22 protein-coding genes, 1 tRNA gene and 4 pseudogenes are annotated in these 26,055 nt (G+C 68.2%); 10 read left to right on the top strand and 17 right to left on the bottom strand.

The window, feature by feature from the left end; translation table 11 throughout:
* Window positions 1–272: 272 nt before the first annotated feature.
* The 3 pseudogenes from ACWGDX_RS12520 to ACWGDX_RS12510 form a co-directional block, all read right to left on the bottom strand.
* Window positions 273–731: pseudogene (locus tag ACWGDX_RS12520) on the bottom strand (DinB family protein); the annotation flags it as partial.
* A gap of 5 nt (window positions 732–736) precedes the next feature.
* Window positions 737–1,179, bottom strand: a pseudogene (locus tag ACWGDX_RS12515) (IS5 family transposase); the annotation flags it as partial.
* A pseudogene (locus ACWGDX_RS12510) lies at window positions 1,178–1,299 on the bottom strand (IS5/IS1182 family transposase); the annotation flags it as partial. The pseudogenes ACWGDX_RS12510 and ACWGDX_RS12515, both read right to left, overlap by 2 nt.
* Before the next feature lie 102 nt (window positions 1,300–1,401).
* Between ACWGDX_RS12510 and ACWGDX_RS12505 the strand changes: the two are divergent.
* Window positions 1,402–1,794 (top strand): hypothetical protein, encoded by a 393-nt coding sequence (locus tag ACWGDX_RS12505; protein ID WP_453624941.1) that lies wholly within the window; start codon window positions 1,402–1,404, stop codon window positions 1,792–1,794.
* Window positions 1,795–1,975: 181 nt separating this feature from the next.
* Here ACWGDX_RS12505 and ACWGDX_RS12500 read toward each other — a convergent pair whose 3' ends face one another.
* The 10 genes and pseudogenes from ACWGDX_RS12500 to ACWGDX_RS12455 form a co-directional block, all read right to left on the bottom strand.
* Entirely contained in the window at window positions 1,976–2,956 is a 981-nt protein-coding gene (locus tag ACWGDX_RS12500) for an LLM class flavin-dependent oxidoreductase (RefSeq protein WP_453624844.1), read from the bottom strand.
* 111 nt (window positions 2,957–3,067) lie between these two features.
* Window positions 3,068–4,081, bottom strand: a complete 1,014-nt coding sequence (locus ACWGDX_RS12495; RefSeq protein WP_453624842.1) for an FkbO/Hyg5 family chorismatase — start codon at window positions 4,079–4,081, stop codon at window positions 3,068–3,070.
* Window positions 4,082–4,145: 64 nt separating this feature from the next.
* A pseudogene (locus ACWGDX_RS12490) lies at window positions 4,146–4,286 on the bottom strand (DUF6253 family protein); the annotation flags it as partial.
* A 46-nt stretch (window positions 4,287–4,332) separates the two neighbouring features.
* On the bottom strand, window positions 4,333–5,142 hold the full coding sequence (locus ACWGDX_RS12485; protein ID WP_453624840.1) for a maleate cis-trans isomerase family protein: 810 nt from the start codon (window positions 5,140–5,142) through the stop codon (window positions 4,333–4,335).
* The gene (locus ACWGDX_RS12480) at window positions 5,139–5,855 is read right to left on the bottom strand and encodes a transglutaminase-like domain-containing protein (RefSeq protein WP_453624838.1); all 717 of its coding nucleotides are present in this window, start codon (window positions 5,853–5,855) and stop codon (window positions 5,139–5,141) included. Before ACWGDX_RS12480 ends, ACWGDX_RS12485 begins: the two co-directional genes overlap by 4 nt.
* A 25-nt stretch (window positions 5,856–5,880) precedes the next feature.
* Window positions 5,881–7,035, bottom strand: coding sequence for an acyl-CoA dehydrogenase family protein (locus ACWGDX_RS12475; RefSeq protein WP_453624836.1), 1,155 nt, complete (start codon window positions 7,033–7,035; stop codon window positions 5,881–5,883).
* 82 nt (window positions 7,036–7,117) lie between these two features.
* Entirely contained in the window at window positions 7,118–7,492 is a 375-nt protein-coding gene (locus ACWGDX_RS12470) for an ectoine synthase (RefSeq protein WP_453624834.1), read from the bottom strand.
* A 109-nt stretch (window positions 7,493–7,601) separates the two neighbouring features.
* The gene (locus ACWGDX_RS12465) at window positions 7,602–7,859 is read right to left on the bottom strand and encodes an acyl carrier protein (RefSeq protein ID WP_453624832.1); all 258 of its coding nucleotides are present in this window, start codon (window positions 7,857–7,859) and stop codon (window positions 7,602–7,604) included.
* Window positions 7,856–9,334 (bottom strand): AMP-binding protein, encoded by a 1,479-nt coding sequence (locus tag ACWGDX_RS12460; RefSeq protein ID WP_453624830.1) that lies wholly within the window; start codon window positions 9,332–9,334, stop codon window positions 7,856–7,858. The genes ACWGDX_RS12465 and ACWGDX_RS12460 overlap by 4 nt, the downstream gene beginning before the upstream one ends.
* 448 nt (window positions 9,335–9,782) lie before the next feature.
* Window positions 9,783–10,229 (bottom strand): MarR family winged helix-turn-helix transcriptional regulator, encoded by a 447-nt coding sequence (locus tag ACWGDX_RS12455; RefSeq protein ID WP_453624828.1) that lies wholly within the window; start codon window positions 10,227–10,229, stop codon window positions 9,783–9,785.
* 285 nt (window positions 10,230–10,514) lie between these two features.
* Here ACWGDX_RS12455 and ACWGDX_RS12450 point away from each other — a divergent pair, with 285 nt between their 5' ends.
* The 4 genes from ACWGDX_RS12450 (at window position 10,515) to ACWGDX_RS12435 (ending at window position 12,714) form a co-directional block, all read left to right on the top strand.
* Window positions 10,515–11,003 (top strand): nucleoside deaminase, encoded by a 489-nt coding sequence (locus tag ACWGDX_RS12450; RefSeq protein WP_453624826.1) that lies wholly within the window; start codon window positions 10,515–10,517, stop codon window positions 11,001–11,003.
* Complete coding sequence (locus tag ACWGDX_RS12445) at window positions 11,000–11,656, top strand: DsbA family oxidoreductase (protein WP_453624824.1); 657 nt, start codon at window positions 11,000–11,002, stop codon at window positions 11,654–11,656. Before ACWGDX_RS12450 ends, ACWGDX_RS12445 begins: the two co-directional genes overlap by 4 nt.
* Before the next feature lie 283 nt (window positions 11,657–11,939).
* Window positions 11,940–12,260, top strand: coding sequence for a DMT family transporter (locus ACWGDX_RS12440; RefSeq protein ID WP_453624822.1), 321 nt, complete (start codon window positions 11,940–11,942; stop codon window positions 12,258–12,260).
* 46 nt (window positions 12,261–12,306) lie between these two features.
* Window positions 12,307–12,714: a DMT family transporter gene (locus ACWGDX_RS12435; RefSeq protein WP_453624820.1), complete on the top strand. Its 408-nt coding sequence runs from the start codon at window positions 12,307–12,309 to the stop codon at window positions 12,712–12,714.
* Window positions 12,715–13,446: 732 nt separating this feature from the next.
* Here ACWGDX_RS12435 and ACWGDX_RS12430 read toward each other — a convergent pair.
* The 4 genes from ACWGDX_RS12430 to sucC form a co-directional block, all read right to left on the bottom strand.
* Window positions 13,447–13,531 (bottom strand) — tRNA-Leu (locus ACWGDX_RS12430).
* Between the two features lie 199 nt (window positions 13,532–13,730).
* Window positions 13,731–15,290 carry an aldehyde dehydrogenase family protein gene (locus ACWGDX_RS12425; RefSeq protein ID WP_453624818.1) on the bottom strand — a complete coding sequence of 520 codons (1,560 nt, stop codon included), beginning with the start codon at window positions 15,288–15,290 and terminating at the stop codon, window positions 13,731–13,733.
* Between the two features lie 189 nt (window positions 15,291–15,479).
* The gene (gene sucD / locus ACWGDX_RS12420; protein ID WP_453624816.1) at window positions 15,480–16,382 is read right to left on the bottom strand and encodes a succinate--CoA ligase subunit alpha; all 903 of its coding nucleotides are present in this window, start codon (window positions 16,380–16,382) and stop codon (window positions 15,480–15,482) included.
* Window positions 16,383–16,465: 83 nt separating this feature from the next.
* The gene (gene sucC / locus ACWGDX_RS12415) at window positions 16,466–17,599 is read right to left on the bottom strand and encodes an ADP-forming succinate--CoA ligase subunit beta (RefSeq protein ID WP_453624814.1); all 1,134 of its coding nucleotides are present in this window, start codon (window positions 17,597–17,599) and stop codon (window positions 16,466–16,468) included.
* A gap of 148 nt (window positions 17,600–17,747) precedes the next feature.
* On the opposite strand from sucC, the gene ACWGDX_RS12410 reads away from it, so the two are divergent.
* From ACWGDX_RS12410 to ACWGDX_RS12390, 5 genes are all read left to right on the top strand, one after another.
* Window positions 17,748–19,433, top strand: a complete 1,686-nt coding sequence (locus ACWGDX_RS12410) for a thiamine pyrophosphate-binding protein (protein WP_453624812.1) — start codon at window positions 17,748–17,750, stop codon at window positions 19,431–19,433.
* Between the two features lie 12 nt (window positions 19,434–19,445).
* On the top strand, window positions 19,446–20,702 hold the full coding sequence (gene frc / locus ACWGDX_RS12405) for a formyl-CoA transferase (protein ID WP_453624810.1): 1,257 nt from the start codon (window positions 19,446–19,448) through the stop codon (window positions 20,700–20,702).
* Between the two features lie 2 nt (window positions 20,703–20,704).
* A complete protein-coding gene (locus ACWGDX_RS12400) occupies window positions 20,705–22,843 on the top strand; it encodes an acetate--CoA ligase family protein (protein ID WP_453624808.1) in 2,139 nt (712 codons plus the stop codon).
* 348 nt (window positions 22,844–23,191) lie between these two features.
* Window positions 23,192–24,580: an OFA family MFS transporter gene (locus ACWGDX_RS12395; RefSeq protein ID WP_453624806.1), complete on the top strand. Its 1,389-nt coding sequence runs from the start codon at window positions 23,192–23,194 to the stop codon at window positions 24,578–24,580.
* Between the two features lies 1 nt (window position 24,581).
* The gene (locus ACWGDX_RS12390) at window positions 24,582–26,006 is read left to right on the top strand and encodes an OFA family MFS transporter (RefSeq protein WP_453624804.1); all 1,425 of its coding nucleotides are present in this window, start codon (window positions 24,582–24,584) and stop codon (window positions 26,004–26,006) included.
* Window positions 26,007–26,055 lie beyond the last annotated feature (49 nt).

Below are 26,055 nucleotides of genomic sequence, written 5' to 3'. Positions count from 1 at the left end.
TGGGGAGCTCCCCGCTTGGGCCGGTGGCGAGCATCGGACGGTACGACGATTGTGCCTCCCGCCTCCAACTGGCGGCATGGTGTCCCCAGGACCAGTGAGGGACCGAACAATCCCTTGCCGAAACACAAGTTGAGGGATGCCTGATCCTTGTCACGCCCTGGTGTCCGGAAGCGGCGAGGAGCACGCACTGGCCGCGTGCCGCCTACGCGATGAGCGATAGGGATCAACTAAGTCGGGTAGCCGGGTCGCGGCAACGTGACCCGGCTACCCGACTAAGCCTTGATTGGTGCGGCCGACCTGGCGGCCTGCTCGATCTTCGCGCAGTAGGCTGCACGGGCTTCCTCGTCGATCTGCTTCTCGTGTTCGGCGCGCAACCCGGTCCGGCCGTCGAGTCCCTCGCGCAGGATATCGGCGTGCCCGGTATGCCGGATGGACTCGCCGAGGACATGGACCATGACGGCGAACAGGTTCGTGTTGGAATAAGGCTCCGGCCACCACGGCACGTGGCCGGGGGCGTCGAGGGGAAGCTCGTTGATCGTCGCGTCCGAGTGTTCCCACGTGCGCCGGTAGAACCCGATGATCTGATCGCGGGTCTCATCCGCGGTCGCCCACAGATCGCTGCCGTTGTAGTCCTGCCCTCGGGGCAGCGGTTCCGGGTCCGGGGAAGGGCGGTCGAAGACCTCACCGAAGTACCTGGCCTCGACGGTGGCCACGTGTTTGACCAGGCCGAGCCGGCCAGCCACGAGACGGCCCGTTCTACGACCCATCGGTGGCGGCCGAGGCGCTGTGAACTCTCGACACCTTTGCGGGCGATGCGGTGGGTGATACCGCGACTGCGGAGCCATCGGCGCAGGTGGTTGTAGTCATAGCCCTTGTCGGCATGCAGTTTGCCGGGCCGCCGGCGGCGGGGGCCGCGCCGGGAGCGGATGGGCGGAATTGCGCGCACGAGCGGCTCCAGGCCCTGGCTGTCGTGCGTGTTCGCGCCGGAAATTCCCAGCGACAGCGGAAGACCGTTCCGGTCGGTGATCAGCTGGATTTTCGATCCCGACTTGCCACGGTCGGTCGGATTCGGTCCCGTCAGTGACCCCCTTTTGCCGCCCGGACACTGACGGAATCAATCGCGCAACGCGACCAGTCCAGCTCACCGCGGGCACCGAGCTCATCAAGGACAACACGGTTCGCGGCGGTGTGGGATGACCAGGCCGGGGCCCCGGTAGCCGCCGTCCGCGATCACCGTGGTCTTGCCGACGGCATCCTTGGCGCCGGACAGCCCCACGCCTTGCAGCCGTTGCGGTTGCCGGGCGGCGTAATAGCGGAAGAGGACCTGGATGCTCTGCCCAGCCCGGTGCGCACACACTCTGCGGGGTCGACACCAGAGGCCAACCAGAACGAGATGCCGGCGTGACACAGGTCGTAGGGGCGTTTCGCCAATTCAAGGGCTTGCTCGTCAAGGTCAAGGGCAGCCTCACGGGCTCGTCTCCATGTGATGCCGTACGCCGATGCGTCGATGTGTTTTCCCGCGGCGTTGCGGAGCAGACGTCCGTCGGGTGCGACGCCGAAGCGTCCTATGTGCTCGCGCAACATGCGGACGAGCACCCGGGGGATACGCACCGGTTGGGTGGCCTTGGCCGCTTGCCGTTTCAGGGAGTGCGTCTCGTGGACCGCACCGTCGTTTGTCCACTCCTTGCCCGCAGTCAGAACGCCGCCCTTCAGATTCAGAAGTCCCCGGCCGCTCAAGGGCAGGCGGCACTGGGATTTCTGCAGGTGAATGACCTCGGCCGGGCGCATGGCTAGGGTCTTTCGTTTGGATCTGGCTGGATGAGGGAGCGCCCGCCGCGGCAGCGGCTGGTGTCCGCGTGGTGCCGTGGATCGCAAGGCGGAGGAGGGAGCCCCCGCGGAGCGTGGGCGACCGACGACAACGCGGCGAGGCGCGGTGCCAGGGCACGCGAGCCCAGCAAGATCCAAACGAGAGGCCCTAGCCGCGCAGCAGTGGCAGCAGTTCGTCGGCCGTCCGCTCCAGAGCCTCCCGGTGACTCGCCTCGTGCAGGTCGGCGGTGGGCAGCCGCAGTACCAGGTGGCGGGCGCCGGCCGCGACATAGCCGGCGAGCCACTCAGCGGTCTGCTCCGCGGTGCCGCCGAAGATGCCCTGGGTGGTGCGCATGGTGGGCAGGTCGAGGCGATAGTAGGCGCGGAAGTAGGCCCGCAGGGTCTCCTCGGCCTTCTCGGCGCTGTCGTCGACGGCGACCGACAGATAGACGGCGGCGGTGACGTCGGACTCGGGGCGGCCTGCGGCCTCGCGAGCCTCCTGCACCCGCAGCCAGCCCTTCGCGTACGCCTTCGAGGTGGTGCTGGTCGGCATCCAGCCTTCGTACTCGCGGCCCGCGCGATCGAGCATCTTCTCGCCGGAGTGCGCGATCCACATCGGCGGACCGAACGGCTGCTCGGGTACCGGCAGCAGGGTCACGTCGTCGAGCCGGTGGTAGGGGCCCTCGTACGACACCGGCTTCCCTTCGGCGCGCCACAGTGCCCGGCAGATCTCCATGGTCTCCCGCATCCGGCCCATCCGTTGCCCGAACGGGACGCCGTAGGCCTTGAACTCGGCTTCGGCGGCGGGTGAGGTGAAGCCGGATCCGAGGCCGGCGATCAGGCGTCCGCCGGAGATCCGGTCCAGGCAGGCGAGTTCATGGGCAAGGTGCACCGGCGGGCGCAGTGGCAGCAGTACCGCGGTGCCGAGCTGGACTCGCTCGGTCGTGGTGGCCGCGGCGGTCAGCGCGAGCAGCGGGTTCATCCGGGAGCGGGCCAGCGGGGACTCACCGGCCCAGATCGAGTCGTACCCCAGTTCCTCTGCCTTCTGGGCAAGTTGTCCGAGGTGGCGGGGGTAGTCGCCGCGTTCGACAACGGATTCGCGGCCGGGCAGGAGGACACCGACGCGCAGGTCGGCGGGGGACTGGGGCATGGGGTACCTCCGTGGGTTCGTGTCTACGGGGCGGCTCAGGCGAGGAGGGCGTCGATCCGGCCGCCGCACACCACCGGTCCTCGCGCGGGGGAGAGCGGCGAGGGCTCGCTCTCATCGGGCTGGCGCCGGGCCGGGGAGGAGCCCTTCGATCTCGACGAGCAGGTCGTCCCGGCACACGGCCACATTCAGGTACCTGGTCTCCGCCTCCGGGCCCAGCGCCTCGCCGCACAAGGCGCGCACCACCGGCAGGTCCCGCTCGTGGCGGACGTACACCTTGGCCAGGCGGAGGTCCTTGAGTTCGTGGCCGCCGTCGAGGCCCGCGGCGGCCAGGCTGGGTCCGCCGATCAACTCGGCGATGTTGTCGAGGACCACCTGGGTCTGGGCTGCGACGTCACCCCGGTGGACGGTCTCGTGGCCGAGGATGCTGGCCGTCCCGGATACGTAGAGCGTACCGCCGGGCTCCACCAGGGAGGCACGGGCGAAGCTCGGCGGCTTGGGGCCGTACTGCTCGGGATAGTGGTAGGCGGGAGTCTGGCGCCGGTTCTCCACATGCCGGGAGCTCGCGGTGCGGGCAGCGAGCAGAACGAAGGAGATGCCCTCGCCCCGGGTGCCGATGCCGGTCGCGGCTGGCATGTGCCCGATGCCGTCGCCGTAGTAGGAGGCGAACGCCTCGGCGCGGCCGGACACGAAGTCCTGGTAGACCTCAAGACCTTCGGAGTTGGTGCCGAGAATGTCGCCGACGAAGTTCCACATGCGGAAGACATGGGAACAGCCGCGCTCCGCGACGAGTGAGAACGCCGTCTCGTAGGTCGCCCGTACGGTGGGCGCGTACACGGGGTGCGGTGCGATGGTGCCGGCGACGAAGAGGTGTTCGCCGTCGTCCGCGAAAACAAGGCCGTCCTGGCTGCCGTTGACCGGCTCTGCCGTGGTGGTCCACACCTCGCGGAAGGCGTCGAAGCCCGGCGAGGACATGGGGACGGCGAGTTCGGGGTGTCCGTGCGGGTCGAAGGCGAGGCCGAAGCGCTCGCCGAACGCGACCGTGCCGAGGATGTGCCGATCCGGGACCGGCTGGGGTGCGCCGACGAGGGGGGCGAAGTAGGCATTTAAAGAGGGGAGTTGGTTCACCAGTGTGCCTCTCGGTGGTGGGAGGGCGCGTCCGCGCCGCACATGGGGGGCCTCCGGTAGCACAGCGGCGGAAGCCGGGGACATGCTCCGCCCGGCGCAACACACCCCGGTACAGGACCGCGCCGCGGACGGTGGTGCCGTCGTCGTACCAGCACACGAGGGGAACCGGCGGGCGGTCCCCCTCGTCGGTGACGGACAGGATCACGTGCTCGGTAACGACAGGATCACGTGCCCGTCGGCTGCCGGCAGGCTCAAACCGCGCCGCATGGCGGCTCGGTGTTGTACAGCCGGCCGTACCCGGTGATCGCGCGGGCCGCTACCGCCGCTCCGGCCAGGTGCAGGGCGTGCCAGAACAGGACCTGGTTGGCGGTCAGGACCGCGAAGCCCAATTCCTGTTCCAGGGCGTTGATGACGCCGACCGCGCGGATACCGTTGCCGGCCACCAGGACGGCGTCGGGCCGTTGCCCGGCGACCGTGGTGCGGATCCACTCGGACAGCGCGTCGGGGGTGATCAGCTTCTGGTTACTGGGCAGCCCGCACGGACCGTGGTGGACGACGTCGAAGCCCTGTTCGGTGAAGTAGTCGGCGCCGAGCCCGGAGAGCCGGTCGTCGAACCACGGCGGGTTGACCAGGGCGATACGCCGGGCGCCGAGTGCGGTGAAGCCGGCCACGGCCGCCGTGGTGGTGCCGGTGAGCGGCAGGCCCCGTGTGTGCTGCGCGAGCCGCGCGAACAAGTCCTTCTCGCCGCTCGCCCCGAGGATGTAGGCGGAGCTGGTGAAACCGAGCGCGATCGCGTCGAGCGGGGAGGCGGCCAGCAACGTGACCGCATCGTCGATGTGCGGCGGCTGCACGAAGGCGCGCACCGGATCGTGCGGAATCTTCGGATCCATCTCGCCGCCGGCTCGCATCGCGCCGAAGTGAACGCGCGAGCCGTGCACGAACACATCGTCGGGCGCGATCGCCTGGAACTCCGACTCCGGGCCGACGTCCGCGTGCGGTACGACCACGCCGATGCGCGCCCGCGCCTCCCAACCGTCCCTCTGAGCTTGGATGGTGCTCATCTGGGTGTCCCCTCGTCGTTGGGCCGGATCTGGGACGCCTCGGCGGCCAGCGAGCCACCGTCGACGGTGCCGGTGCCGGTGTTGTTCAGGAAGCCGGGGTGCTTACGGCGCATGTTCGCCATCACGAACTCGTAGGGAACGTCGTCGAAACTGCCGTGGTCGAACAGGAACTCCATGCTGTGGAGTTCCTGTTCGTCGAAGGGGTGGTACAGGCTGTCGGCGGTGCCGTCGAACTCCAGGGGTTTCATCCCGTACAGCCGGCACAGGATCTTGTTGAAGACCGGGGTGGCCTTGACCCACTTGCCGTCCAGGTGAACGGCGTTCAGGCCGTGGAAGAAGACGTCCCCGCCCATGTGGCCGCGCAGCCGGTCGGAGGCCAGGTGATTGCGCACATCGCCGTAGTGGACGCGGGCGGGAATGCCCACGGCCCGGCAGGCCGCGGCGTAGAGCGCCGACTTGTGCAGGCAGAAGCCCTTGCGGATGGAGGCGGTGTGACTGGCCCGCAGTCCCTGCGGGGACAGGTCGGCCCCGTACACCTCGTAGAAGACCTCGTCGCGGACGGCGTAGTAGAGCTCGACCGCCAGCCGGCGCTTGTCCGCCCCGCGGTCGGTGACCGCCTCGTCGACGAAGGACTGAACGCTGTCGCTCTCGTAGTCGAGGAAGTCGGTGGGCGCGGTGAGCCGTCGGAGATCGTCCGTAGTGAGTGTGGTCATGGTGACTCCTTCATTGGTTTCCGGCTCACAGGCCCAGGAGGGAGGCGATGCGGTTGCGCTGGATCTCGCTGGTGCCGGAGTAGATGGTTCCGCCGACCGCGTTGCGGACGTCCCGCTCGATGCCGGTGGCGGTGAGATAGCCTTGACCGCCGAAGATCTGGACGGCGTCGAGCGCGGTGCGCTTGTTGGCCTCGCTGACCACGGTCTTGGTCGCGGCGACGTCGAACGCGGCGTCCTTGCCGGCCTCCACCTTGGCGCCGGTGTCGGTGAGCCACTTGCGGGCGGTCTCCACCGCGATCTTCATGTCCGCGATCTTGTGCGCGACGCCCTGGAACGCGCCGATCGGTTCGCCGAACTGGCGGCGGGACCTGGCGTATCCGAGCACCCGCTCCAGACGGTGCTCCATCTCGCCGAGTGTGAGGGAGAAGGAGAAGAGGATCTCCCGCCTCATCACATGGTCGAGAACGAGGAAGCCGGCGCCCTCCTGGCCGATGCGCCGGGTGGCGGGCACGCGCAGCCCCTCCAAGGTCACCTCGCTCAGCGGGGAGGTTCGCAGTCCCATCTTGTCGAGGGGCTCGCCGACCCGGAGGCCGGGGGTGTCCCGCTCGACCAGGAAGACACTCAGGCCGAACGGACCGGGCTTGCCGGTGCGTACGTACAACAGGAAGAGATCGGCGATCGGAGCGTTGGTGATGAACATCTTGCCGCCGTCGATGACGTAGTCGTCGCCGTCCCGGGTGGCGGTGGTGGAGATGTTCAGGGCGTCGGAGCCGTTGCCCGGCTCGGTGATGGCGTGCGCGGTGATCAGATCGCCCGTGACGATCCCGGGCAGGAAGCGGGACTTGAGCTCCTCCGAGCCGAACGCCTGCAGTGGGACGCCGACACTGACGATCTGCGTCGAGGCGGAGAAGCCGAGGCCGGCGTCGCGGCAGGTGTGTCCGAGGCCCTCCAGGGCACGCATCGTGTCGGTCAAAGTACCGCCACGGCCGCCGTACCGCGTCTCGAACGGTAAGGCGAGCAGTCCTGAGCGCTGGATCACCTTCCACTTCTCCCGCGGGAACTCCGCGCGGGCGTCCCACTCCTCGACGTCCTGGTTGAGTTCGTCCGCCCACGGGGCGGCGAGGGTGTACGGGTCCGGTTCGGTGTCGGCGGTCCGCGGTGCGGACGGTGCGGGTGTCATACGTATGCTTCCTTCCGGTACGTCGTTGGTCGGTGCCGGGGCCCGCGCCGCTGTCGGCGGTGCGGGCCCCGGATCGCGAAACTCAGTACTGGGAGAAGCCGTCGGGAGACAGCGTGTGCCTCTCGTCGCCGCGCAGGGCTGGGCTGAACACGGAGATAAGTCTCAGGTCTTCGTAGTCGGAGGCTCTCAGGTAATGCGCGTCGTTCTCGTTGAGGGCGTATATGGTGCCCTCTGTGATCTTGTACGATTCGCCGGACGCCGTGACGACCTCGCCGGATCCGCCCGTGCAGTAGCACGCCTCGAGATGACGTCGGTACTGCAGGGCGCTCATGGTGCCCTTGCGGACCACGGTCTCGCACACCGTGAAGCCCATGCCGTCGGCCTCGGTGAGCAGACGGTAGCTGGTGCCGTTGCCCCACTCGACGGGGACGAGCTCGCTGGTGCTACGAACGATCATGACGGTCTCCTTGTGTGTGATAGCATCTTGCGGGGAAATACTTCGAAAATTCTTGTGGAGCTTTTTCCGGCCTTTCGCGTTTCCGATCCGCGAAAATCCGGCCGCCGGCTCAGGCGGCGGTCTTCGTCGCGTTCTCCACAAATGCCGAGATGGCGTCGATGCTGCGGAAGTTGTTCGGGGTCATCGGGATGTCGTCGATGAGGATCGAGTAGGTCCGGGCGAGGTGCGAGACGATCCGGACCACGCCCAGGCTGTCGACGACACCGTTGTCGATGAGGTCGAATCCGGTGGTCAGGTCTGCCGCGTCCTCTCCGTTGAGGAACTCTGCGACGACATAGCCACGAATTTCGTCCGCCAGGGAGCTCATGCGGGATTTCCCTTCTGTCGTGCTGCCTTGATGAGGTTGCGGTCGGGTTTTCCGGTGGACGTACGCGGCAGCGGGGCGTCGCCCACGTGCACGGAGGACGGGATGGCGTGGCGGGGCAGGCGCTCGGCGCTGTGCGAGCGCAGCCGCAGCGAGGTGAGCGAGGTGCCGGGCCGCCGGGTCACCTGAGCGTGCAGCCGGTAGCCGGCCTCACGATCGGGGATCGCCACGACGGCGGCCTCGGCAACCTCGGGGTGAGCTGCCAGGACGTTCTCGACCTCCTGCACATTGGTCCGCACCCCGCGGACCTTGACCTGGAAGTCGGTACGCCCTTGCAGCCAGTGCAGGCCGTCGGCGTCCCGGGTGACGAGGTCGCCGGTGCGGTAGAAGACTTCGTCACCGCCGTCGGGGGCGGGAACGAACACCCCCTTGTTGCGGGAGCGTTGCAGGTATCCGAAGCTCTGGAACGGCGTGGTCACGAGGAGTTCACCAGTACCGGGACCGTCGAGGACCTGTCCCGCGCCGTCGAGCAGCAGGGCCCGCACCCCGGGCAGCGGCCGGCCTATGGGGATCCGCTCACCGGCTCCCGCGGGGTCGACGTCGCAGATGAAGCTGTCGTTGGTCTCGGTGCACCCGAAGACGTTGTGGAAGCCGGCGCCCGGGAAGGCCGTGCCGAGCTGCCGCAGCAGCGCCTGCGGCAGTGCGTCTCCGGTGAAGATCACCGTGCGGACCGCCGGATGGACGGCACCGTCCTGTGCGAGCAGCCGGTGCAGCATGGGCACACCCTGGACGAAGCTGACCTCGTGCCGGGTGATCAGATCCTGTAGGTGACGTGCGTCCGCGCTCAATTCCTGTTCGACAAGAACGGTGCGGGCACCCAGCCGCAGCGCGGTCCACACGTCGAGCAGGGAGAGGTCGAAGTTCAGGGGTGCGTAACTCAGCAGGGTGTCGTGCTCGGTGAGGTGGAACCGGCCGGTCGCCCAGTCGGCGAACCGGCTGAAGGCATCCCCGAGGATGGGCACGACCTTCGGCGTACCAGTGGAGCCGGAGGTCGTGAGCAGCAGTGGTGCGACGGCGGGGTCCACGGTGTCGAAGTCCCGGGCGGCCTGCTCGTCCGGCACAACCGGGGCGGTGTCGAGCAGGCCCTGGTCGTCGACGGTCAATACCTGGGAACACCGTGCCTGCGCGGCGAGCACCGCACGGGCGGAGGAGCCCAGTTCGGGCGAGGGCGCCAGGACTGCGTAGCCGTCCCGGAAGGCGCCGATGAGCAGAGCGATCGTCGCGGGCGTCTTGTACGCGGGCACACACAGCGGCTGCCGCCGGTCGAGACCCAGACCGTCCAGGGCGTCTGACAAGTCCTCGGCGAGCCCAATCAGCTGACGGTACGTCACCTTCCGCTCGCCCCGGATCAGGGCCACCTGATCGGGTCGGCGCCGGGCGTGCGCGGCCAGCACATCAAAAAGGCCGGATAACGGCACAGTTCCCCCCTTCATGAAATTATCAACGCGAAAGCGGCCATGCTCCCAGAGGGGTGACGGCGCGCGAATCGCACCAAAGAACTCGCGGAGCCCGGCGGCCATCTGCCTGGCCGGCCCCGCACCACTCCCCCGGGTGATCGAGCCGCGACCAACCGTACCTGCGATACATGCAGAGTCAAGCATGCAGTTGGGTGCCATCCAGTGATGCACATCACTGAAAGCGGGTCGGAGCGTCGAGCTTGCTTGATGAACTATGTGCGTTTCAGGTCGATGTGACGCCTTCATCTCAGCAAGGTGTCGCGACGCCCGCGGAAGGGTTCGCCGGGCGTGCCCGGCCGTTCAACCGAGCACGCCCGGCGGGGCGTGGAAACGCCGAAAGCCGTCCCGGGGGACGGCTTTCGACAGGCGGTCCCTCCGGGGCACAACCGGATGGAGGCGACGGCGTCACTCAGAGGGCGCTGCGCAGCACCTGGACCGTACCGGCCAGCTCCGGGGAGGAGCCGGCGGCATTCAGCGCCGCACTGAGGACCTCGGAGTAGGTACCGCGCGCATCGGCGTAGCGCTGCCTGCCCTCGTCGGTAATGACGGCGTAGACACCGCGTTTGTCGTCGGGACAGAGATCCCGGAACGCGAAGCCGGCCGAGAACAGCCGACCGACCAGCCGGGTCGCCGAGCTCTGCCCGAGCCCGACCCTGTCGGCGAGTTCCTGCATGCGCAGCTCGCCGCCCTTGGTCCGTACGAGACACTCCAGGGCGCGGAACTCGGAGAGCCCCACCCCGTGCCTGCGTTGCAGGGCCTGGGTGAGCTGACGTTCCACATGCGCGTGCAGGGTGAGGACTCTCCCCCACACGGCCTGGTCGGACGAGGCGGCCGGCGCATAGGAAATCTTGGTCATGGGGCAGCTTCCTCTCAGGCAGCGGTTGACACCAAGATACATGCTCATGCAAACTCTATCCGCTCCCCTGCTTCTTCCATCGAGTCCCATGGAAACGAAGAATATGCACGTACAAGCAAGTTTTTTCCTGACCGATACCGCGACACCCCCTGCCAACGGTTCCTCTGCCAGGGGCCGCGCCCGGGGCTCCGCCCGCCCGTGGGCCTCCCGGATCGTCCCGCTCGCCCCGATCACCGGCGGTGTCGTTCCGCTCCGCCCCACCACGGTCTGAGTCAGGGAGCGAAGATGTCCCATCTCGAGATGTCAGAGAGCGAGCTGACCGAGTACGTCCGTGAGGCGGTACAGATCAGCCGCGAGCATGTGGTCAAGGGCGGCATCCCGTTCTCCGGCATGGTGGTCAACAACGGCCGTGTCCTCGGTGTCGGCTTCAATCGGGTACGCGAGGACAACGACCCCACCGCGCATGCCGAGGTGGTCGCGCTGCGTGAGGCTGCCGCCAAACATGGGCTGCACGCCGTCGCCGGGGCCACACTGATCGCCTCCGGCGAGCCCTGTGCCCTGTGCTACATGGCTTCGTTGTACTTCAACGTCAGCGAAATCGTCCACGCGGCCGACCGCAGGACGGCCGCACGGTACGGCTTCGACTACTCAGGCTCGTACTCGATCTTCGCCGAGGACCCGATGGCCTGGCGAATCAAGGTCACCTCGCTGCAGATACCGGAAGGGACCAAGCCGTTCGAGGAGTACGTCGCCATGAACCGGAGGCAGATGTGACCGAGAGGGAAACCAGCAAAGTCGGCATCAAAGTCTGGTCGGACTATGTCTGTCCGTTCTGCATGCTTGCCGAGACCCCGCTGCACGAGGCCACCCGCGACCTCGATGTCGAGATCGAGTGGATGCCGTTCGAACTGCGGCCTCACCCGATCCCGACGCTACGGCCGGAGGACGAGTACCTGCCGGCGATCTGGGCCCGTTCGGTCTATCCGATGGCCCGTCAGATGAAGGTGGACATCAGCCTTCCCACCGTCTCACCACAGCCCTACACCCGGCTGGCGTTCGAGGGCTATCAGTACGCGGCCGAGCACGGTAAGGCCGCGGAATACACTCCGCGTGTGCTGCGGGCCTTCTTCCAGGAGAACCGGCACATCGGCCGACTGGACGTCCTCACCGACATCGCATCCGAACTGGGCCTTGACGCAGCCGGTTTCACCGAGGCGCTGACGGCCGGGGCTTACACCGGGACCCACCAGGAAGCGCTGCGGACCGCCGAGGCGTACCGCATCTCCGTCGCCCCCACGATCATCATCGGCGAACGCCACCGCATAGAAGGTGTCCCCGCCGTAGCCGAGATCCGCAAGGCCGTGCTCGACACCCAGGCGGAACGGGCAGTCGCCGGGGGCACCGCCTGCGGATCCGGCGGGTGCTGACATGACACACGCGTCGGATGCCCGATGTCTCCGCGCGTCCGGCAGGTGTGTGCCGTGACAGCAATGCGATCGCACCCCGCCACGACCGGGTTCGCGGTGCTCGACCCGCACAACCGCCTCACGGCGGCACCGACGATCCGGGGCGGTGCCGGCTGATCCCGGCTCCTCCCGAGGTCCCGTTGGACCACCTCTTCGCCGTGCCCACCACCGCTGACGCGGTACGGCGGATCCCACGGCGGCCGGCCCCGCAAAAGTCGGCCTCCATCGAACGAAAGGACTTCCCATGCAGTGGCTCTACCTCGCCATCGCAGTCGTCTTCGAGATCGCCGTCGCCATCGCGGCCGGCAAGGCCGAAGGCTTCAAGAACCGCAAGTGGACCATCGTGACTCTGCTCAGCGGTGCCATCGGGACCTACTTCCTCAGCAAGGCACTGCTGACTTTCGACGTCGGCGTCGGATACGCGATCTGGACGTCCATTTCCGGTATCGGCATCACCCTTCTCGGAGCGCTCTTCTTCGGCCAGCGTCTGAACTGGCGCAAGGCGATCGGCATCGCCGCCATCATCATCGGGGTCGTCGGCCTCCAGCTCAGTGGCGCCGCCTGAGGATCCCGCCGTCCCCCGCCCCGTCTTCCCGAAAGGACCCGTGCACATGTCCAACACCGGCCGCTCCTCAGCCAACTCCTGGCTCATGCTCCTCCTCGCCGGAGGTTTCGAAGTCGGCTACGCGCTCTCCGTCGGCGGAAGCCACGGCTTCACTCGCCTGTCGTGGTCGCTGGTCGCTGTCGTCTTCTTCCTTCTGACGCTCTGGGCACTGAGCGTCGCACTACGCACCATCGACGTCGGTATCGGCTACGCCGTCTGGGCGGGAATCGGGTCGGCCGGTGCCGCGCTGCTGAGTCCCGTCTTCTTCGACGAGGTCCTCACCCCGGCCCAGGCCCTGTGGCTGGGCGTCATCATCGTCGGAGTGGTCTGGCTCAAGCTCGCCGACAAACCGCAGAGCGCCCAGGAGCCCGTCGAGACGCCGCGGGGCGCCGAGGGGATCAATGCCAGGCTGTAGGAAACCCAAGGTGCGCAACACCGAGGAGAGTTCGGCCCACGTCCGCCGGATCACCGTCCACGACGATGGTCGGCGCGGGCCACGTCATTGATCCGGGGCTGTCCACGGTCGGGGCTTCGGTCAGGGTTCGAGCCTCCCACCGAGTGCCGGCCGAGCAGGACTTTGGTGTGACACACCCACCGACAAGAGGGCGAGTCATCGGGCCGTTTCTGCCGACCGGCAGGTCCGGCCCGTACCCCGTGCGGCCGCGTGAGCAGTTCGAGGGGCGGTCCGGGGGTTCCGCACCTGCCAGCCAGGACAGGAAACGTCGCAGAAGCACATTCTTTGCCGCAGGTAGCAGGGTGCGGGCGGCGTCCCGGTCGGTCGTCGAGTCCTCGACCCGCCTGGGCCGCCGCCGCTCGTGACGGTTCCGCGCATCACCGGATACCGGGCCGCACTCGACGCCGGCGCCGACCCCCGTCTCGTCGCCGAGTGGATCAACCAGGCACAGGCCGAGAAAGCCGCAGCCAGCAAGATCTCCTCGCTGCCCCGCCCCGGACCGAGCCCCTCACCACAGAGCAGATCGAGCGCATCGCCACCAGCCTGGGCGACATCAAAAACCGACTCCTCGCCACGCCACCCGAACGTAGACGCCCGCTGTACGAGAGTCTCGGAATCAGCCTGATCCTGGATATGACTGAGAGGGTTGTGACTGTTGAGTCACAACCCTCTCAGGCGTGTACGTATGCGAAGTGTCCGAGGGGGGACTTGAACCCCCACGCCCGATAAAGGGCACTAGCACCTCAAGCTAGCGCGTCTGCCATTCCGCCACCCGGACGAGTGGTCGAACCGCGGTGTTCGGTCGCGGCGACGGGGACAACGATACCAGGGGATCGCGGTGCTCCTCACCCGTATATCCAGTGGTCAGCGGTCCTGTGGGGGCGCGGTTGGTGGGCCCCGCGTGTGCCGTGCCGTGTTGTCGGGCGCTCCTCCGGGGTGGGAGGGGCGCCCGACGGGTCGGGGTCAGTGGCTGTGGGTCACGGCATCAGGTGGTAGTCCGGGAAGTTTCCCGGGGGGCGTTCGCCCGGGGGGCCGTCCGTGACCGCTCGTACGAGGAGTTCTCCGCCGACGAAGGCGCCTCGCCAGGAGTGGCCGAAGCCGCCGAAGAGCTCGTCGCGGTCACCGCGCGAGCGCGGCTTGCCGTGGCCGACCTTGAACGCGCGGATCTGCGGGGAGAGCCGGGCGTAGGTGGCCGGGTCGTCGGTGGAGAGGGTCGCGACGAGGGCGCCGTTCGAGGCGTTCATCGCGGCGAGCAGTTCCGCCTCCGTGTCGACCAGGACGATGGTGTCGACCGGGCCGAAGGGTTCCGCGTGGTGCAGCGGGGAGGACGGGGGCGGGTTGAGGAGGGTCACCGGAGGGAGGTAGGCGCTGGTGTCCTGGCCGGGCAGGAACAGTCCGTCGGACAGCGATCCCTCGTGCAGCGGGACCGCGCCGCGGCTGATCGCCTCGGCGACATGGTCCGCCAGTTCCTTGGCCTTGGCCGCGTTGATGAGCGGGCCGAAGTCGAGTTCCGGCAGCGGGTCCCCGGGCTGCTCGACCGCCAGGGGGTGGCCCAGCCGGATGGAGCGTACGGCGGGGAGGTACGCCGCGAGGAAGTCCGCGAAGAGCGAGCGCTGGACGACGAAGCGCGGATACGCCGTGCAGCGCTGCTTGCCGTAGTCGAACAGCTTGGGGATGACGGCCGTCAGGGCGTTCCAGTCGCTGTAGTTCCAGATGCCCCAGGTGTTGAGTCCCTCCTGTTCGAGCACATGGCGCTTGCCGAGGTCCGCGACCGCGGTGGCGATCCTGGCGCCGGTGTCCCGGCCTCCGACGAAGGAGACACAGCCGATCTCCGGGGAGCGCACGAGCGCCTCGGAGAGCTCGCCGCCGCTGCCGCTGACCAGGGTGACCGGGATGCCCTCGCGCACGGCGAGCGCGGAGGCCAGGGTCAGACAGGCCACTCCCCCGTCGGTGGGGGCCTTGGCGATCACGGCGTTGCCCGCCAGCGCCTGTACCAGCATGGCGTGGACCAGGACCGACATCGGATAGTTCCAGCTCGCGATGTTGGAGACCGGGCCCGCCAGCGGGGTCCGGCCCTCCAGCATCCGGTCCACATGGTCCACGTACCAGCGCACGCCGTCGATCGCACGGTCGACGTCGGCCTGGGCGAGGCGCCACGGCTTGCCGATCTCCCAGACGAGGAGCAGGGCGAGCAGCTCTCGGTGTTCGGTGAGCGCGTCGAGTGTGGCGCCCACACGCGCCTTGCGCTCCGCGAGCGGAACGTGCCGCCACACGCGGTGCTCGTCCAGACAGGCGCGCACAGCCTGCTGGGCGGTGGCCGCGTCCAGCCGCGGCGGCCCCGCTATGGGGCTTCCGTCGACCGGGCTGGTGGCGGGCAGGGCGCGGCCGTCGGACTGCCACGAGCCGGCCCAGAGATTCAGTACACGGTCGTCCTGGAAGGCCTCGGGCGCCACCGCGAGGCAGCGCTCCCAGGCGTCGGCCCAGGCTGTTCCGGGCTTCAGCGACAAAGTCAATTGAGGGGTGAGGGTGGGTGCCATCAAGGGTCTCCGCTTTCAGGGGCGGGAAATGACATGGCTTGTCCTGCCTGCCGTGGAAGCCGGCAGACCAGGAGTGATGGTGGTGAGGGGAATCAGGTCGTCATGGGTCGCGACCTCTTGTTACTCGACGGTAGAGAAGCGGTCCGCCCGACGGTGGTGGGCCGGTCCGGGGCGGCGGCACGCACTGCGTCAATTATGGGTGACGTCACGTGTCGCCGCGAGGCGGTCGAGGACCAGCCTGGCCGTCTCCGAGGGAGTCGAGCCGACCCGTACGCCGACCGCCTCCAGAGCCCGTTTCTTGGCCTCGGCCGTCCCTGAGGAACCGGAGACGATCGCCCCCGCGTGCCCCATGGTCCTGCCCTCGGGCGCGGTGAACCCGGCGATGTAGCCGATCACCGGCTTGCTGACATGGCCGGCGATATAGGCCGCCGCCCGCTCCTCCGCGTCGCCGCCGATCTCACCGATGAGCACGATGATCTCGGTGTCCGGGTCGTCCTCGAACGCGGCGAGGCAGTCGATATGGGTGGTGCCCACGACGGGGTCGCCGCCAATTCCGACCGCCGAGGAGAAGCCCGTCTCCCGCAGTTCGTACATGAGCTGGTAGGTGAGCGTGCCGGATTTGGAGACGAGCCCGATCCGGCCGGGCTTGGCGGCGATGTCCGCCGGGATGATGCCCGCGTTGGACTGTCCGGGGCTGATCAGCCCGGGACAGTTGGGGCCGACGACACGGGTGCCCCGCTTCCTGGCGTACGCCTGGAAGACGACCGCGTCATGGACCGGGATGCCCTCGGTGATCACGACCGCCAGTTCGATGCCCGCGTCCGCGGCCTCGATGACGGCGGCCTTCGCGAACGGCGGCGGTACGAAGACGACCGTGACATCCGCGCCCGTCGCCTCCATGCCCTCACGCACCGAGCCGAAGACGGGCACGGCGCGGTCGTCGAAGTCGACGGTACGGCCCGCCTTGCGCGGGTTGACACCGCCGACGACATCGGTGCCGGCGGCGAGCATCCGCCGGGTGTGCTTCATGCCCTCGCCGCCGGTCATGCCCTGGACGAGGACCTTGCTCTCCTTGGTCAGAAAGATCGCCATGGTGTCCGCTCTCCTTGAGCCGGGTGGCCGGATCCGGGTGGTCGGGCCTGTTGGTGGCCGGCCTCTCTTGATGGCCGGGCGTCCTATCCGGCGGATGCCAGTACGGCGGCCTGACGGGCCGCCCCGTCCATCGTGTTGACCTGGTCCACGAGCGGATGCGCGCGGTCCGCGAGGATCGCACGGCCGCGGGCGGCGCTGTTGCCGTCGAGGCGCACCACGAGCGGCTTGGTCAGCCGCACCGATTCCAGTGCCTGGACGATCCCCTCGGCGACGGCGTCACAGGCCGTGATGCCGCCGAAGACATTGACGAAGACGGACTTGACGTCCGGGTCGGAGAGGATGACGGACAGTCCGTCCGCCATCACCTGCGCGGACGCCCCTCCCCCGATGTCGAGGAAGTTGGCGGGGCGTGCCCCGCAGCCGGCGACCACATCGAGGGTGGACATGACCAGGCCCGCGCCGTTGCCGATGATGCCGACCTCGCCGTCGAGCTTGACGTAGTTGAGCCCCTTGTCCGCCGCGGCCGCTTCGAGCGGGTCGGCGTGCGGATCCTCTTCGGTGTCGCCCCAACGCACCTGCCGGAAGCGCGCGTTGTCATCGAGGGTGACCTTGCCGTCGAGGGCGACGATCGGCCCGTCCGAGGTACGCACCAGAGGGTTCACCTCGACCAGCAGGGCGTCCTCACGGACCACGACCTGCCAGAGCGCCTGGAGTACCGGAACCGTGTCCGGAGGCAGCTTCGCGGCGGCGGCGATCTGTGCCGCCTTGGCCTCGGTGACCCCCTCCGCGGGATCGATCGGGATACGGGCGACGGCCTCCGGGCGGGTGGCGGCGACCTCCTCGATCTCCATTCCGCCCTCGGCCGAGGCGATCGCGACGAAGGTCCCCGCCGCTCGGTCGAGGACGTACGAAACGTAGAACTCGGCTTCGATTTCCACTGGTTGCGCGAGCATCACCTTCCTGACGGTGTGGCCCTTGATATCCATGCCGAGGATCTGACGCGCGGTCAGTTCCGCGGCGGCCGGGTCGATCGCCAGTTTGACCCCGCCCGCCTTCCCGCGGCCCCCTGTCTTCACCTGTGCCTTGACGACCACACGGCCGCCGAGACGCTCGGCGGCGAACCGGGCCTCCCTGGCCAGTTCCACCACTTCGGCCTCGGGCACCGGGATGCCGTAGTCCGCGAAGAGTTCTCTTGCCTGGTGCTCGTACAGATCCATGCCGGCTCCCATTTGACGAAAGTGCCGCACGCCCCCTGGACACCATCCACCGGATGCGGGATAACAAGCTTCATACAGTATTCGTCGACTGTATGCAATGTACCGGGAGGGCCCCCGCCCTCCCCTACGAAGGGACAGGACCGCCCTCATGTCCGACGACAGCCAGGAGCTCATCTCCGGTGGTCATCTGGTCGCCAAGGTACTCAAGGCGCAAGGTGTAGAGGTCGTTTACACCCTCGCCGGCGGCCACACCACCGACCTCCATGACGGCTGCGCCGACGCGGGCATCGACGTCGTCGGCGTACGGCAGGAGCGAGTTGCCGCCCTTGCCGCCGACGGCCACGCAAGGATCACCGGCCGGCCCGGCTGCGCGGTGGTCACGTCAGGTCCCGGCATCACCGACGCCCTCACCGGCGTCGCCAGCGCTTTCCGCGCCGAGTCCCCGATGCTGCTCATCGGCGTCCGAGGAGCGCACAGCCGGCACCCGATGGGGTCACTCCAGGAACTGCCGTACGTGGACCTGATGGACCCGATCACCAACTTCGCCGCCACCGTGCCGGAACCGGCGCACGCGGCCGGTCTGGTGTCGATGGCGTTCCGCGAGAGCCGCGTCGGGGCCCCCGGCCCGTCCTTCCTGGAGATCCCGAGCGATGTACTGGATGCCAAGGTGCCACTGGAGAAGGCCCGGATACCCGAGGCCGGTCACCACCGGACCCCGGCCCCCGCGGCCGGTGACCCCGAGGCCGTCGAGAAGCTCGCCGATCTGCTCGTCCGGGCCGAGAAGCCGGCCGTGCTGCTCGGCGGCCAGGTCTGGACGACCCGGGGGACGGACGCCGCCGTCGCGCTGGTGCGGGCACTGAACGTACCCGCCTATATGAACGGGGCGGGCCGTGGCACCCTGGCGCCCGGCGACCCGCACCACTTCGAGCTCTCCCGGCCGTACGCGTTCGCCAACGCCGATCTCATCGTCGTCGTGGGCACCCCTCTCGACATCCGCACGGAGTACGGCACACGGCTCTCGCCGACGGCGACCGTCGTCCAGATCGACCTCGACCACCGCGCCGTCGACAAGAACCGCGACATCGACCTCGGCATCGTGGGCGACGCCGGACTCGTACTCTCATCGGCCACCGAGGCCGCGAGCGCACGGACCGGTCCTGGCTCCCTCCGGCGCGAGGCCTGGCTGGAGGAGCTGCGCAGCGCCGAGCGGACGGCGGTCGAGAGGCTGCTGCCGCAGCTCACCTCGGACGCCACACCCATCCACCCGTACCGGCTGGTCCACGAGATCGACCGGTTCCTCACGGAGGACTCGGTCTACATCGGCGACGGCGGCGACATCGTCGCCCTCGCCGGCCAGGTCGTCCAGCCCAAGTCCCCCGGCCACTGGATGGATCCGGGCCCGCTCGGCACCCCCGGTGTCGGTATCCCGTTCGTCCTCGCCGCCAAGCGGGCCCGGCCCGGCAAGGAGGTCGTGGCACTCTTCGGCGACGGCGCCTTCTCGCTGACCGGCCGGGACTTCGAGACCCTCGTCCGTCACAACCTGCCGTTCGTCGGCATCATCGGCGACAACCACCGGATGAATCCGGCCCGTCACCCGGAGGCCGCCGCATACGGCCTGGAGCGGGAACGGGCCGGCGGCAGCCCTTTCGGAGACAACTGCTACGACACATTCGCCCAGACGCTGGGTGGTTACGGCGAAGAGGTACGCGACCCGGCCGACATCGCGCCCGCTCTCCGGCGGGCCCGCGAGTCCGGGCTGCCCTCGCTGATCAACGTCCGGGTCGACCCCGACGCGTACATCCCCGCGACCGTGCACCAGACCAGGTACAAGTAGAGGAGCCCCCTCATGACGCAGGCTCTTGAGACCGCAGTGGGAACGAAGGCGCTCACCGGCATACGGGTGCTGGACATGACGCACGTCCAGTCCGGCCCCTCGGCCACGCAGTTGCTCGGCTGGCTCGGTGCCGACGTGGTCAAGCTGGAGGCACCCTCCGGCGACATCACCCGTAGGCAGCTCCGTGACATCCCCGATGTCGACTCGCTGTACTTCACGATGCTCAACTGCAACAAGCGCTCCATCACCCTCAACACCAAGACGGAGCGCGGCAAGGAGATCCTCACGGAGCTCATCCGCCGCTCCGATGTGATGGTGGAGAACTTCGGTCCGGGAGCCGTGGACCGCATGGGTTTCACCTGGGAGCGCATCCGGGAGATCAACCCGCGGATCGTCTACGCCTCCATCAAGGGCTTCGGCGACGGCCCGTACACCAACTTCAAGGCGTACGAGGTCGTCGCGCAGGCCATGGGCGGCTCGATGGCCACCACCGGTTTCGAGGACGGGCCCCCGCTCGCGACCGGCGCGCAGATCGGCGACTCCGGCACCGGCATCCACGCCGTCGCCGCCATTCTCGCCGCGCTCTTCCAGCGTGAGCACACCGGTCGCGGCCAGCGGGTCAATGTCGCGATGCAGCACGCCGTGCTCAATCTCTGCCGGGTCAAACTCCGTGACCAGCAGCGGCTGGCCCGCGGTCCGCTCGCCGAGTACCCGAACGAGGACTTCGGGGACGAGGTGCCGCGCAGCGGCAACGCGAGCGGCGGCGGCCAGCCCGGCTGGGCGGTCAGATGCGCCCCCGGCGGCCCCAACGACTATGTGTATGTGATCGTCCAGCCCGTCGGCTGGCGGCCGGTCACCGAGCTGATGGGCCGCCCCGAGCTGGCGGACGACCCGGAGTGGGCGACCCCGGAGGCCCGGCTGCCCAAGCTGGGCAAGATGTTCCAGCTCATCGAGGAGTGGACGAGCACCCTGCCCAAGTGGGAGGTGCTGGAGAAGCTCAACGCCCACAACATCCCGTGCGGGCCGATCCTCTCCACCAAGGAGATCATCGAGGACGCCTCGCTGGCCGCGAACGACATGGTCATCGAGGTCCCGCACCCCGAGCGGGGGTCGTTCACCACCGTCGGCAACCCGCTGAAGCTCTCCGACTCCCCCGTCGACGTGGTCACCTCCCCCCTGCTGGGCGAGCACAACGAAGAGGTGTACCTCGGCGAACTCGGTCTCGACGACGAGGAACTGCGCCTGCTCAAGTCGAACGGAGTCATCTAGCAGTGGACACCACGGAACCGAATCAGCAGGCCGTACGGGCGGTCCTGGACGCCGCGCTCGCCGAAGGCCGTACGGCCCTGACCGCTCCCGAGGGGAAGGCCGTCACCGACGCGTACGGCATTCCCACCCCGGCCGAGGCTCTCGCCGAGACCGTCGACGACGCCGTGGCACTCGCGGACCGGATCGGTTTCCCGGTCGCACTGAAGATCGTCTCTCCCGAAATCCTGCACAAGACGGAGGCGGGCGGGGTGAGGACCGGCCTGAACTCGCACGCGGAGGTACGCGGGGCCTTTCTGTCGATCGTCACCAACGTCCGGGCCTACGACCCGAACGCGCGGATCCTCGGCGTCCAGGTCCAGCAGATGGTGCCGGCCGGTACGGAGGTACTGATCGGTACCGTCACCGACCCGACCTTCGGCAAGATCGTGGCCTTCGGTCTCGGCGGGGTCCTGGTGGAGGTCCTCAAGGATGTCACTTTTCGGCTCGCGTCGGCGACCAGGGACGACGCGCTGTCGATGCTGGACGGGATCCGCGCCGCGGAGATCCTGCGCGGGGTGCGCGGCGGCGCGGCCGTGGACCGGGAGGCACTGGCCGGACTGGTGGTCAAGGTGTCACAACTGGCGGCCGACTTCCCCGAGATCGCGGAGGTCGACCTCAACCCGGTGTTCGCGTCCGAGAACGGGGTGATGGCCGCCGACGTACGGATCCTGCTGACCGTCGAGGTCCCGGCGGCGCGGCGTACGTACACCCGGGAGGAGATCCTCACCTCCATGGAGCGGCTGATGAAGCCCGCCTCGGTCGCGGTGATCGGTGCCTCCGGCGAGCCGGGCAAGATCGGCAACTCGGTCATGCGCAATCTGATCGACGGTGGTTTCCCGGGCGAGATCCATCCGGTGAACCCCAAAGCCGATGACATACTCGGCCGTAAGGCGTACAAGAGCGTGATGGATGTGCCTGGTGAGCCCGATGTGGCGGTCTTCGCGATCCCCGCGAAGCTCGTCCCCGCGGCGCTGGAGGAAGTGGGCCGCAAGGGCATACCGAACGCCGTGCTGATCCCGTCCGGCTTCGCCGAGAGCGGCGAGCACGGACTCCAGGACCGGATCGTCTCCATCGGCGAGGAGTACGGCGTACGGCTGCTGGGGCCGAACATCTACGGCTACTACTCCACCTGGCACGATCTCTGCGCCACCTTCTGCACGCCGTACGACGTCAAGGGCGGCGTGGCGCTGACCTCGCAGTCCGGCGGTATCGGCATGGCGATCCTGGGCTTCGCCAGGACCACCAGGACGGGTGTCTCGGCCATCGTCGGCCTCGGCAACAAGTCGGACCTCGACGAGGACGATCTGCTGACCTGGTTCGGCGAGGACCCCGACACGGAATGCGTCGCGATGCATCTGGAGGACCTCAAGGACGGGCGCGCCTTCGTGGACGCGGCGCGCGCGACCGTACCGAAGAAGCCGGTGGTGGTCCTCAAGGCGGGGCGTACGGCGGCGGGGGCGAGGGCGGCGGGATCGCACACCGGCGCGCTCGCCGGTGACGACGCGGTGTACGACGACATCCTGCGGCAGGCCGGTGTCATCCGGGCGCCGGGGCTGAACGAGATGCTGGAGTACGCGCGGGCGCTGCCCGTGCTGCCCACCCCGCGGGGCGACAATGTCGTGGTCATCACGGGCGCGGGCGGCTCCGGTGTGCTCCTCTCGGACGCCATCGTCGACAACGGTCTGTCGCTGATGGAGATCCCGCCGGATCTGGACGCGGCGTTCCGCGCCTTCATCCCGCCCTTCGGGTCGGCCGGCAACCCGGTGGACATCACCGGTGGTGAGCCTCCCTCCACCTACGAGGCGACGATCAGGCTGGGGCTGGAGGATCCGCGGATCCACGCGCTGGTGCTGGGGTACTGGCACACGATCGTCACCCCGCCGATGGTCTTCGCCGAACTGACGGCGCGGGTCGTGGCGGAGTTCCGGGCACGGGGTGTCCGGAAGCCGGTGGTGGCGTCACTCGCGGGCGATGTGGAGGTCGAGGAGGCGTGCCAGTACCTCTTCGAGCGCGGGGTGGTGGCCTACCCGTACACCACGGAGAAGCCGGTCGCCGCGCTCGGTGCGAAGTACCGGTGGGCCAGGGCTGCGGGGTTGCTGTGACACGCCGCCGGCACACCGGAACGGCCGGGGCGCCCGTGATGCCCCGCACGCACACCGCATCCGCTGATATGACGCACCGTCAGCACACACAGTCGTCCGGTGGACCGGGGTTCGTGCCCGGGGCCGCCGGAGGTCCGGGGGTTGCACCCGGGACAACGCAACCAGTGGGCCAGGACCGCGGGGTTTTTTCGAGACACCGTCAGCTCCGCACTCCTGGCACACCGTCGGAACAGCACACCGGTCAGGTGGTTGGGAGGTTACCGATGACCTAGCCCGCCCGGGGCAGCACGAAAGGTTTTGGACAGGGGGCGCTGGCCAGCTCTTTCGATGCAAGGGGTGCAACACCACATGACAACTACCGAAATCTCGACATCCGTACCCTTCAAGGAGGTGACGGACGGCAACGGCCGTGTGTACCGGATCGGTGAGACCGACCGGGACATCATGGGCCGTCCCCGATGGACGATGGTGCTCTTCCCGTGGATGGGAATGATGGGCATCAGTTCGTCGGAGTACGCGTTCACCTCGGCGGAGGACACTCTGCACGAGGCACACCTGTGGAGCAGCGGGCACATCTTCTGGCTCATGGGCGTCTGGATCTTCTTCCAGGCGGCCGTGGCCTTCCCCGCGGGGCAGCTCCGTGAGAGCGGCAGGCTGCCCGCCCGGTACGCCATGATGCTCGGCGCACTGGGTACGGTGCTGGGCTATGTCTCCCTGGCCTTCGCGCCGCATGTGATCGTGGCGTACATAGGCTTCGGAATGTTCAGCGGTATAGGCGCGGGTCTGGTCTATGCCACCTGTGTGAACATGGTCGGCAAGTGGTATCCGGAGCGGAAGGGAGGCAAGACCGGCCTCGTCAACGGCGGTTTCGCCTACGGCTCCGTGCCCTTCGTCTTCCTCTTCACCTCGTACATGGACCTGAGCAACTACCAGACCGTTCTGGTGGCTGTCGGTGTCATCTGCTGCCTGGTCGTCGCCGTCGCCGGCTGGTTCTTCAAGGACCCGCCGAAGTACTGGTGGCCCACGGGAGCGGACCCGCTGAAGACGTCGGAGGACCCCCGTGTCCGGCGTGCGCTGGAGAAGAACCCGCCGGCGCTGAAGCAGTACACACCGAGGGAAGCGGCACGGACGCCCGTGCTGTGGATGATGTGGTTCTGCCTGCTCTGCACGGCCGGAATCAATATCTTCGGTATCGCCTTCCAGGTCCCCTTCGGCAAGGACATGGGCTTCGCGGGCGGGATCGTGGCAACCGCGATGTCGCTCAAGGCGATCGTGAACGGTACGGGACGCGGTGTCATCGGCTGGATCTCCGACCGGTACGGACGCCGTAACACACTGATCATCGTCTGTGTGGTCCTGGGCAGCGCGCAGTTCGGTGTGCTCATCTCCGGCTCCATGGGAAGCATGCCGTTCTTCCTGTTCTGCTCGATGGTCTCCGGCTTCGGCGGCGGCGCGATCTTCCCGCTCTTCGCGGCGATGACGGCGGACTACTTCGGGGAGAACAACAACGCTTCCAACTACGGCATGGTCTACAGCTCCAAGCTGATATCCGGCCTGGTCGGCTCCGGTATGGGAGCCGTGGTGGTGGCCGCCTGGGACTACGAGGGCGCGTTCGTCATCGCCGGAAGCATCGGTCTCGCCTCGGCGGTACTGGCCGTGTTCCTGAAGGCGCCAGGCAGGCCGAGTCACAAGAAGATCCAGCCCAACCCCAACCCGATCGGTCGGGAGATCGCCTGACATGACAGCACAACCTCTCTCCGGTACGTCCGCGCCGGCTCCGGCCGGCGCGGGCTACCGCGAAATCACCGACGCACGCGGCCGTGTCTACCGGATCGGTGAATCCGACCGGCAGATCCTCGGCCTCCCCCGCTGGACGATGGTGGCGCTGCCCTGGCTCGCCATGCTCGCCATCAGCGTCTTCGAGTACGCCTTCGGGGCTGCGGAGGAGACCCTGTCCAAGGCTCATCACTGGAGTTCGACGAACACCTTCTGGGTGCTCAGCGTCTGGATCTTCTTCCAGGCCGCTGTCTCCTTCCCGGCCGGCCGGCTGCGGGAGAAGGGCATCCTCAACAGCAGGGCGGCCATGCTCATCGGCTCGTTCTTCTCGCTGGTGGGGTTCGTCAGCCTCAGTCATGCGCCGAACATCTGGCTCGCGCTGGCGGGTTTCGGCCTGCTGGGCGGGCTCGGCTCCGGACTCATCTACTCGACCTGTGTGAATATGGTCGGCAAGTGGTATCCGGAGCGCAGGGGCGGCAAAACCGGGCTGGTGAACGGGGCGTTCGCCTATGGCGCCGTGCCGTTCATCTTCCTCTTCACCTACGGTTTCGACACCTCGAACTTCCACACGGTGCTCGACCTGGTGGGGATCTATGTCCTGGTGCTGACGCTGGTCTCGGGCCTGTTCTTCAAGGATCCGCCGAAGAACTGGTGGCCGGAGGAGGTGGATCCGCTCAATATCGCCGGTGATTCGAAGACCGGGAAGGCTCTCGCCAAGAACCCTCCCGCGGTACGGCAGTTCACGCCGAAGGAGGCGTTGAGGACGGGTGTGGTGCCACTGATGTGGCTCTGCATGCTCTGCTGCGCCGGGGTGTCGATCTTCGGTATCTCGTTCCAGGTGCCGTTCGCGAAGGAGATGGGCTTCGGCCCGCTCATCGCGGCGTCGTCCATGGGTGTGATGTCGGTGATCAACGGCACCGGGCGCGGTGTGGTGGGCTGGCTGTCGGACAAGCTGGGCCGGCAGGCCACGCTGACCTATGTGTGTCTGACCCTGGCCGTGGCCCAGTTCGGTGTGCTGTGGGCGGGCGAGATCCGCAACCAGACACTGTTCCTGGTCTTCGCCTTCCTGTCCGGCTTCGGCGGTGGTGCGTTCTATCCGCTGTTCGCGGCGCTGGTTCCCGACTACTTCGGGGAGAACAACAACGCCTCGAACTACGGCATGGTCTACAGCGCCAAGCTGGTCAGCGGTCTGTTCGGCGGTGGTCTCGGGGCGGTCGTGGTGGCCTCGTGGGGCTTCGTCGGCGCGTATGTGGCGTCCGGTGTGGTCTCGCTGATCGCCGCGGGACTCTCACTGGTACTGCGGCAGCCCGGCGGTCCGGAACGCGGGCGAAGGACGGTCGTACTGCCGTGGGCGCGTACGCGCGCGCCGGGTGAGGCGCCCGCCTGACCCGGCGAGGGCGGGCGTCATCACACAGACGGCCCCGCGCGCGGCTTCC

The organism is Streptomyces sp. NPDC055025 (assembly GCF_053608565.1).
This window is presented reverse-complemented; position numbering and strand designations above follow the sequence as displayed.

Coding starts and splice junctions, on each gene's coding strand:
- ACWGDX_RS12500 (WP_453624844.1), bottom strand. CDS start 2,956: ATGCCCCAGTCCCCCGCCGACCTGCGCGTCGGTGTCCTCCTGCCCGGC.
- ACWGDX_RS12485 (WP_453624840.1), bottom strand. CDS start 5,142: ATGAGCACCATCCAAGCTCAGAGGGACGGTTGGGAGGCGCGGGCGCGC.
- ACWGDX_RS12480 (WP_453624838.1), bottom strand. CDS start 5,855: ATGACCACACTCACTACGGACGATCTCCGACGGCTCACCGCGCCCACC.
- ACWGDX_RS12475 (WP_453624836.1), bottom strand. CDS start 7,035: ATGACACCCGCACCGTCCGCACCGCGGACCGCCGACACCGAACCGGAC.
- ACWGDX_RS12470 (WP_453624834.1), bottom strand. CDS start 7,492: ATGATCGTTCGTAGCACCAGCGAGCTCGTCCCCGTCGAGTGGGGCAAC.
- ACWGDX_RS12465 (WP_453624832.1), bottom strand. CDS start 7,859: ATGAGCTCCCTGGCGGACGAAATTCGTGGCTATGTCGTCGCAGAGTTC.
- ACWGDX_RS12455 (WP_453624828.1), bottom strand. CDS start 10,229: ATGACCAAGATTTCCTATGCGCCGGCCGCCTCGTCCGACCAGGCCGTG.
- ACWGDX_RS12450 (WP_453624826.1), top strand. CDS start 10,515: ATGTCCCATCTCGAGATGTCAGAGAGCGAGCTGACCGAGTACGTCCGT.
- ACWGDX_RS12440 (WP_453624822.1), top strand. CDS start 11,940: ATGCAGTGGCTCTACCTCGCCATCGCAGTCGTCTTCGAGATCGCCGTC.
- ACWGDX_RS12435 (WP_453624820.1), top strand. CDS start 12,307: ATGTCCAACACCGGCCGCTCCTCAGCCAACTCCTGGCTCATGCTCCTC.
- ACWGDX_RS12425 (WP_453624818.1), bottom strand. CDS start 15,290: ATGGCACCCACCCTCACCCCTCAATTGACTTTGTCGCTGAAGCCCGGA.
- sucD (WP_453624816.1), bottom strand. CDS start 16,382: ATGGCGATCTTTCTGACCAAGGAGAGCAAGGTCCTCGTCCAGGGCATG.
- sucC (WP_453624814.1), bottom strand. CDS start 17,599: ATGGATCTGTACGAGCACCAGGCAAGAGAACTCTTCGCGGACTACGGC.
- ACWGDX_RS12410 (WP_453624812.1), top strand. CDS start 17,748: ATGTCCGACGACAGCCAGGAGCTCATCTCCGGTGGTCATCTGGTCGCC.
- frc (WP_453624810.1), top strand. CDS start 19,446: ATGACGCAGGCTCTTGAGACCGCAGTGGGAACGAAGGCGCTCACCGGC.
- ACWGDX_RS12395 (WP_453624806.1), top strand. CDS start 23,192: ATGACAACTACCGAAATCTCGACATCCGTACCCTTCAAGGAGGTGACG.
- ACWGDX_RS12390 (WP_453624804.1), top strand. CDS start 24,582: ATGACAGCACAACCTCTCTCCGGTACGTCCGCGCCGGCTCCGGCCGGC.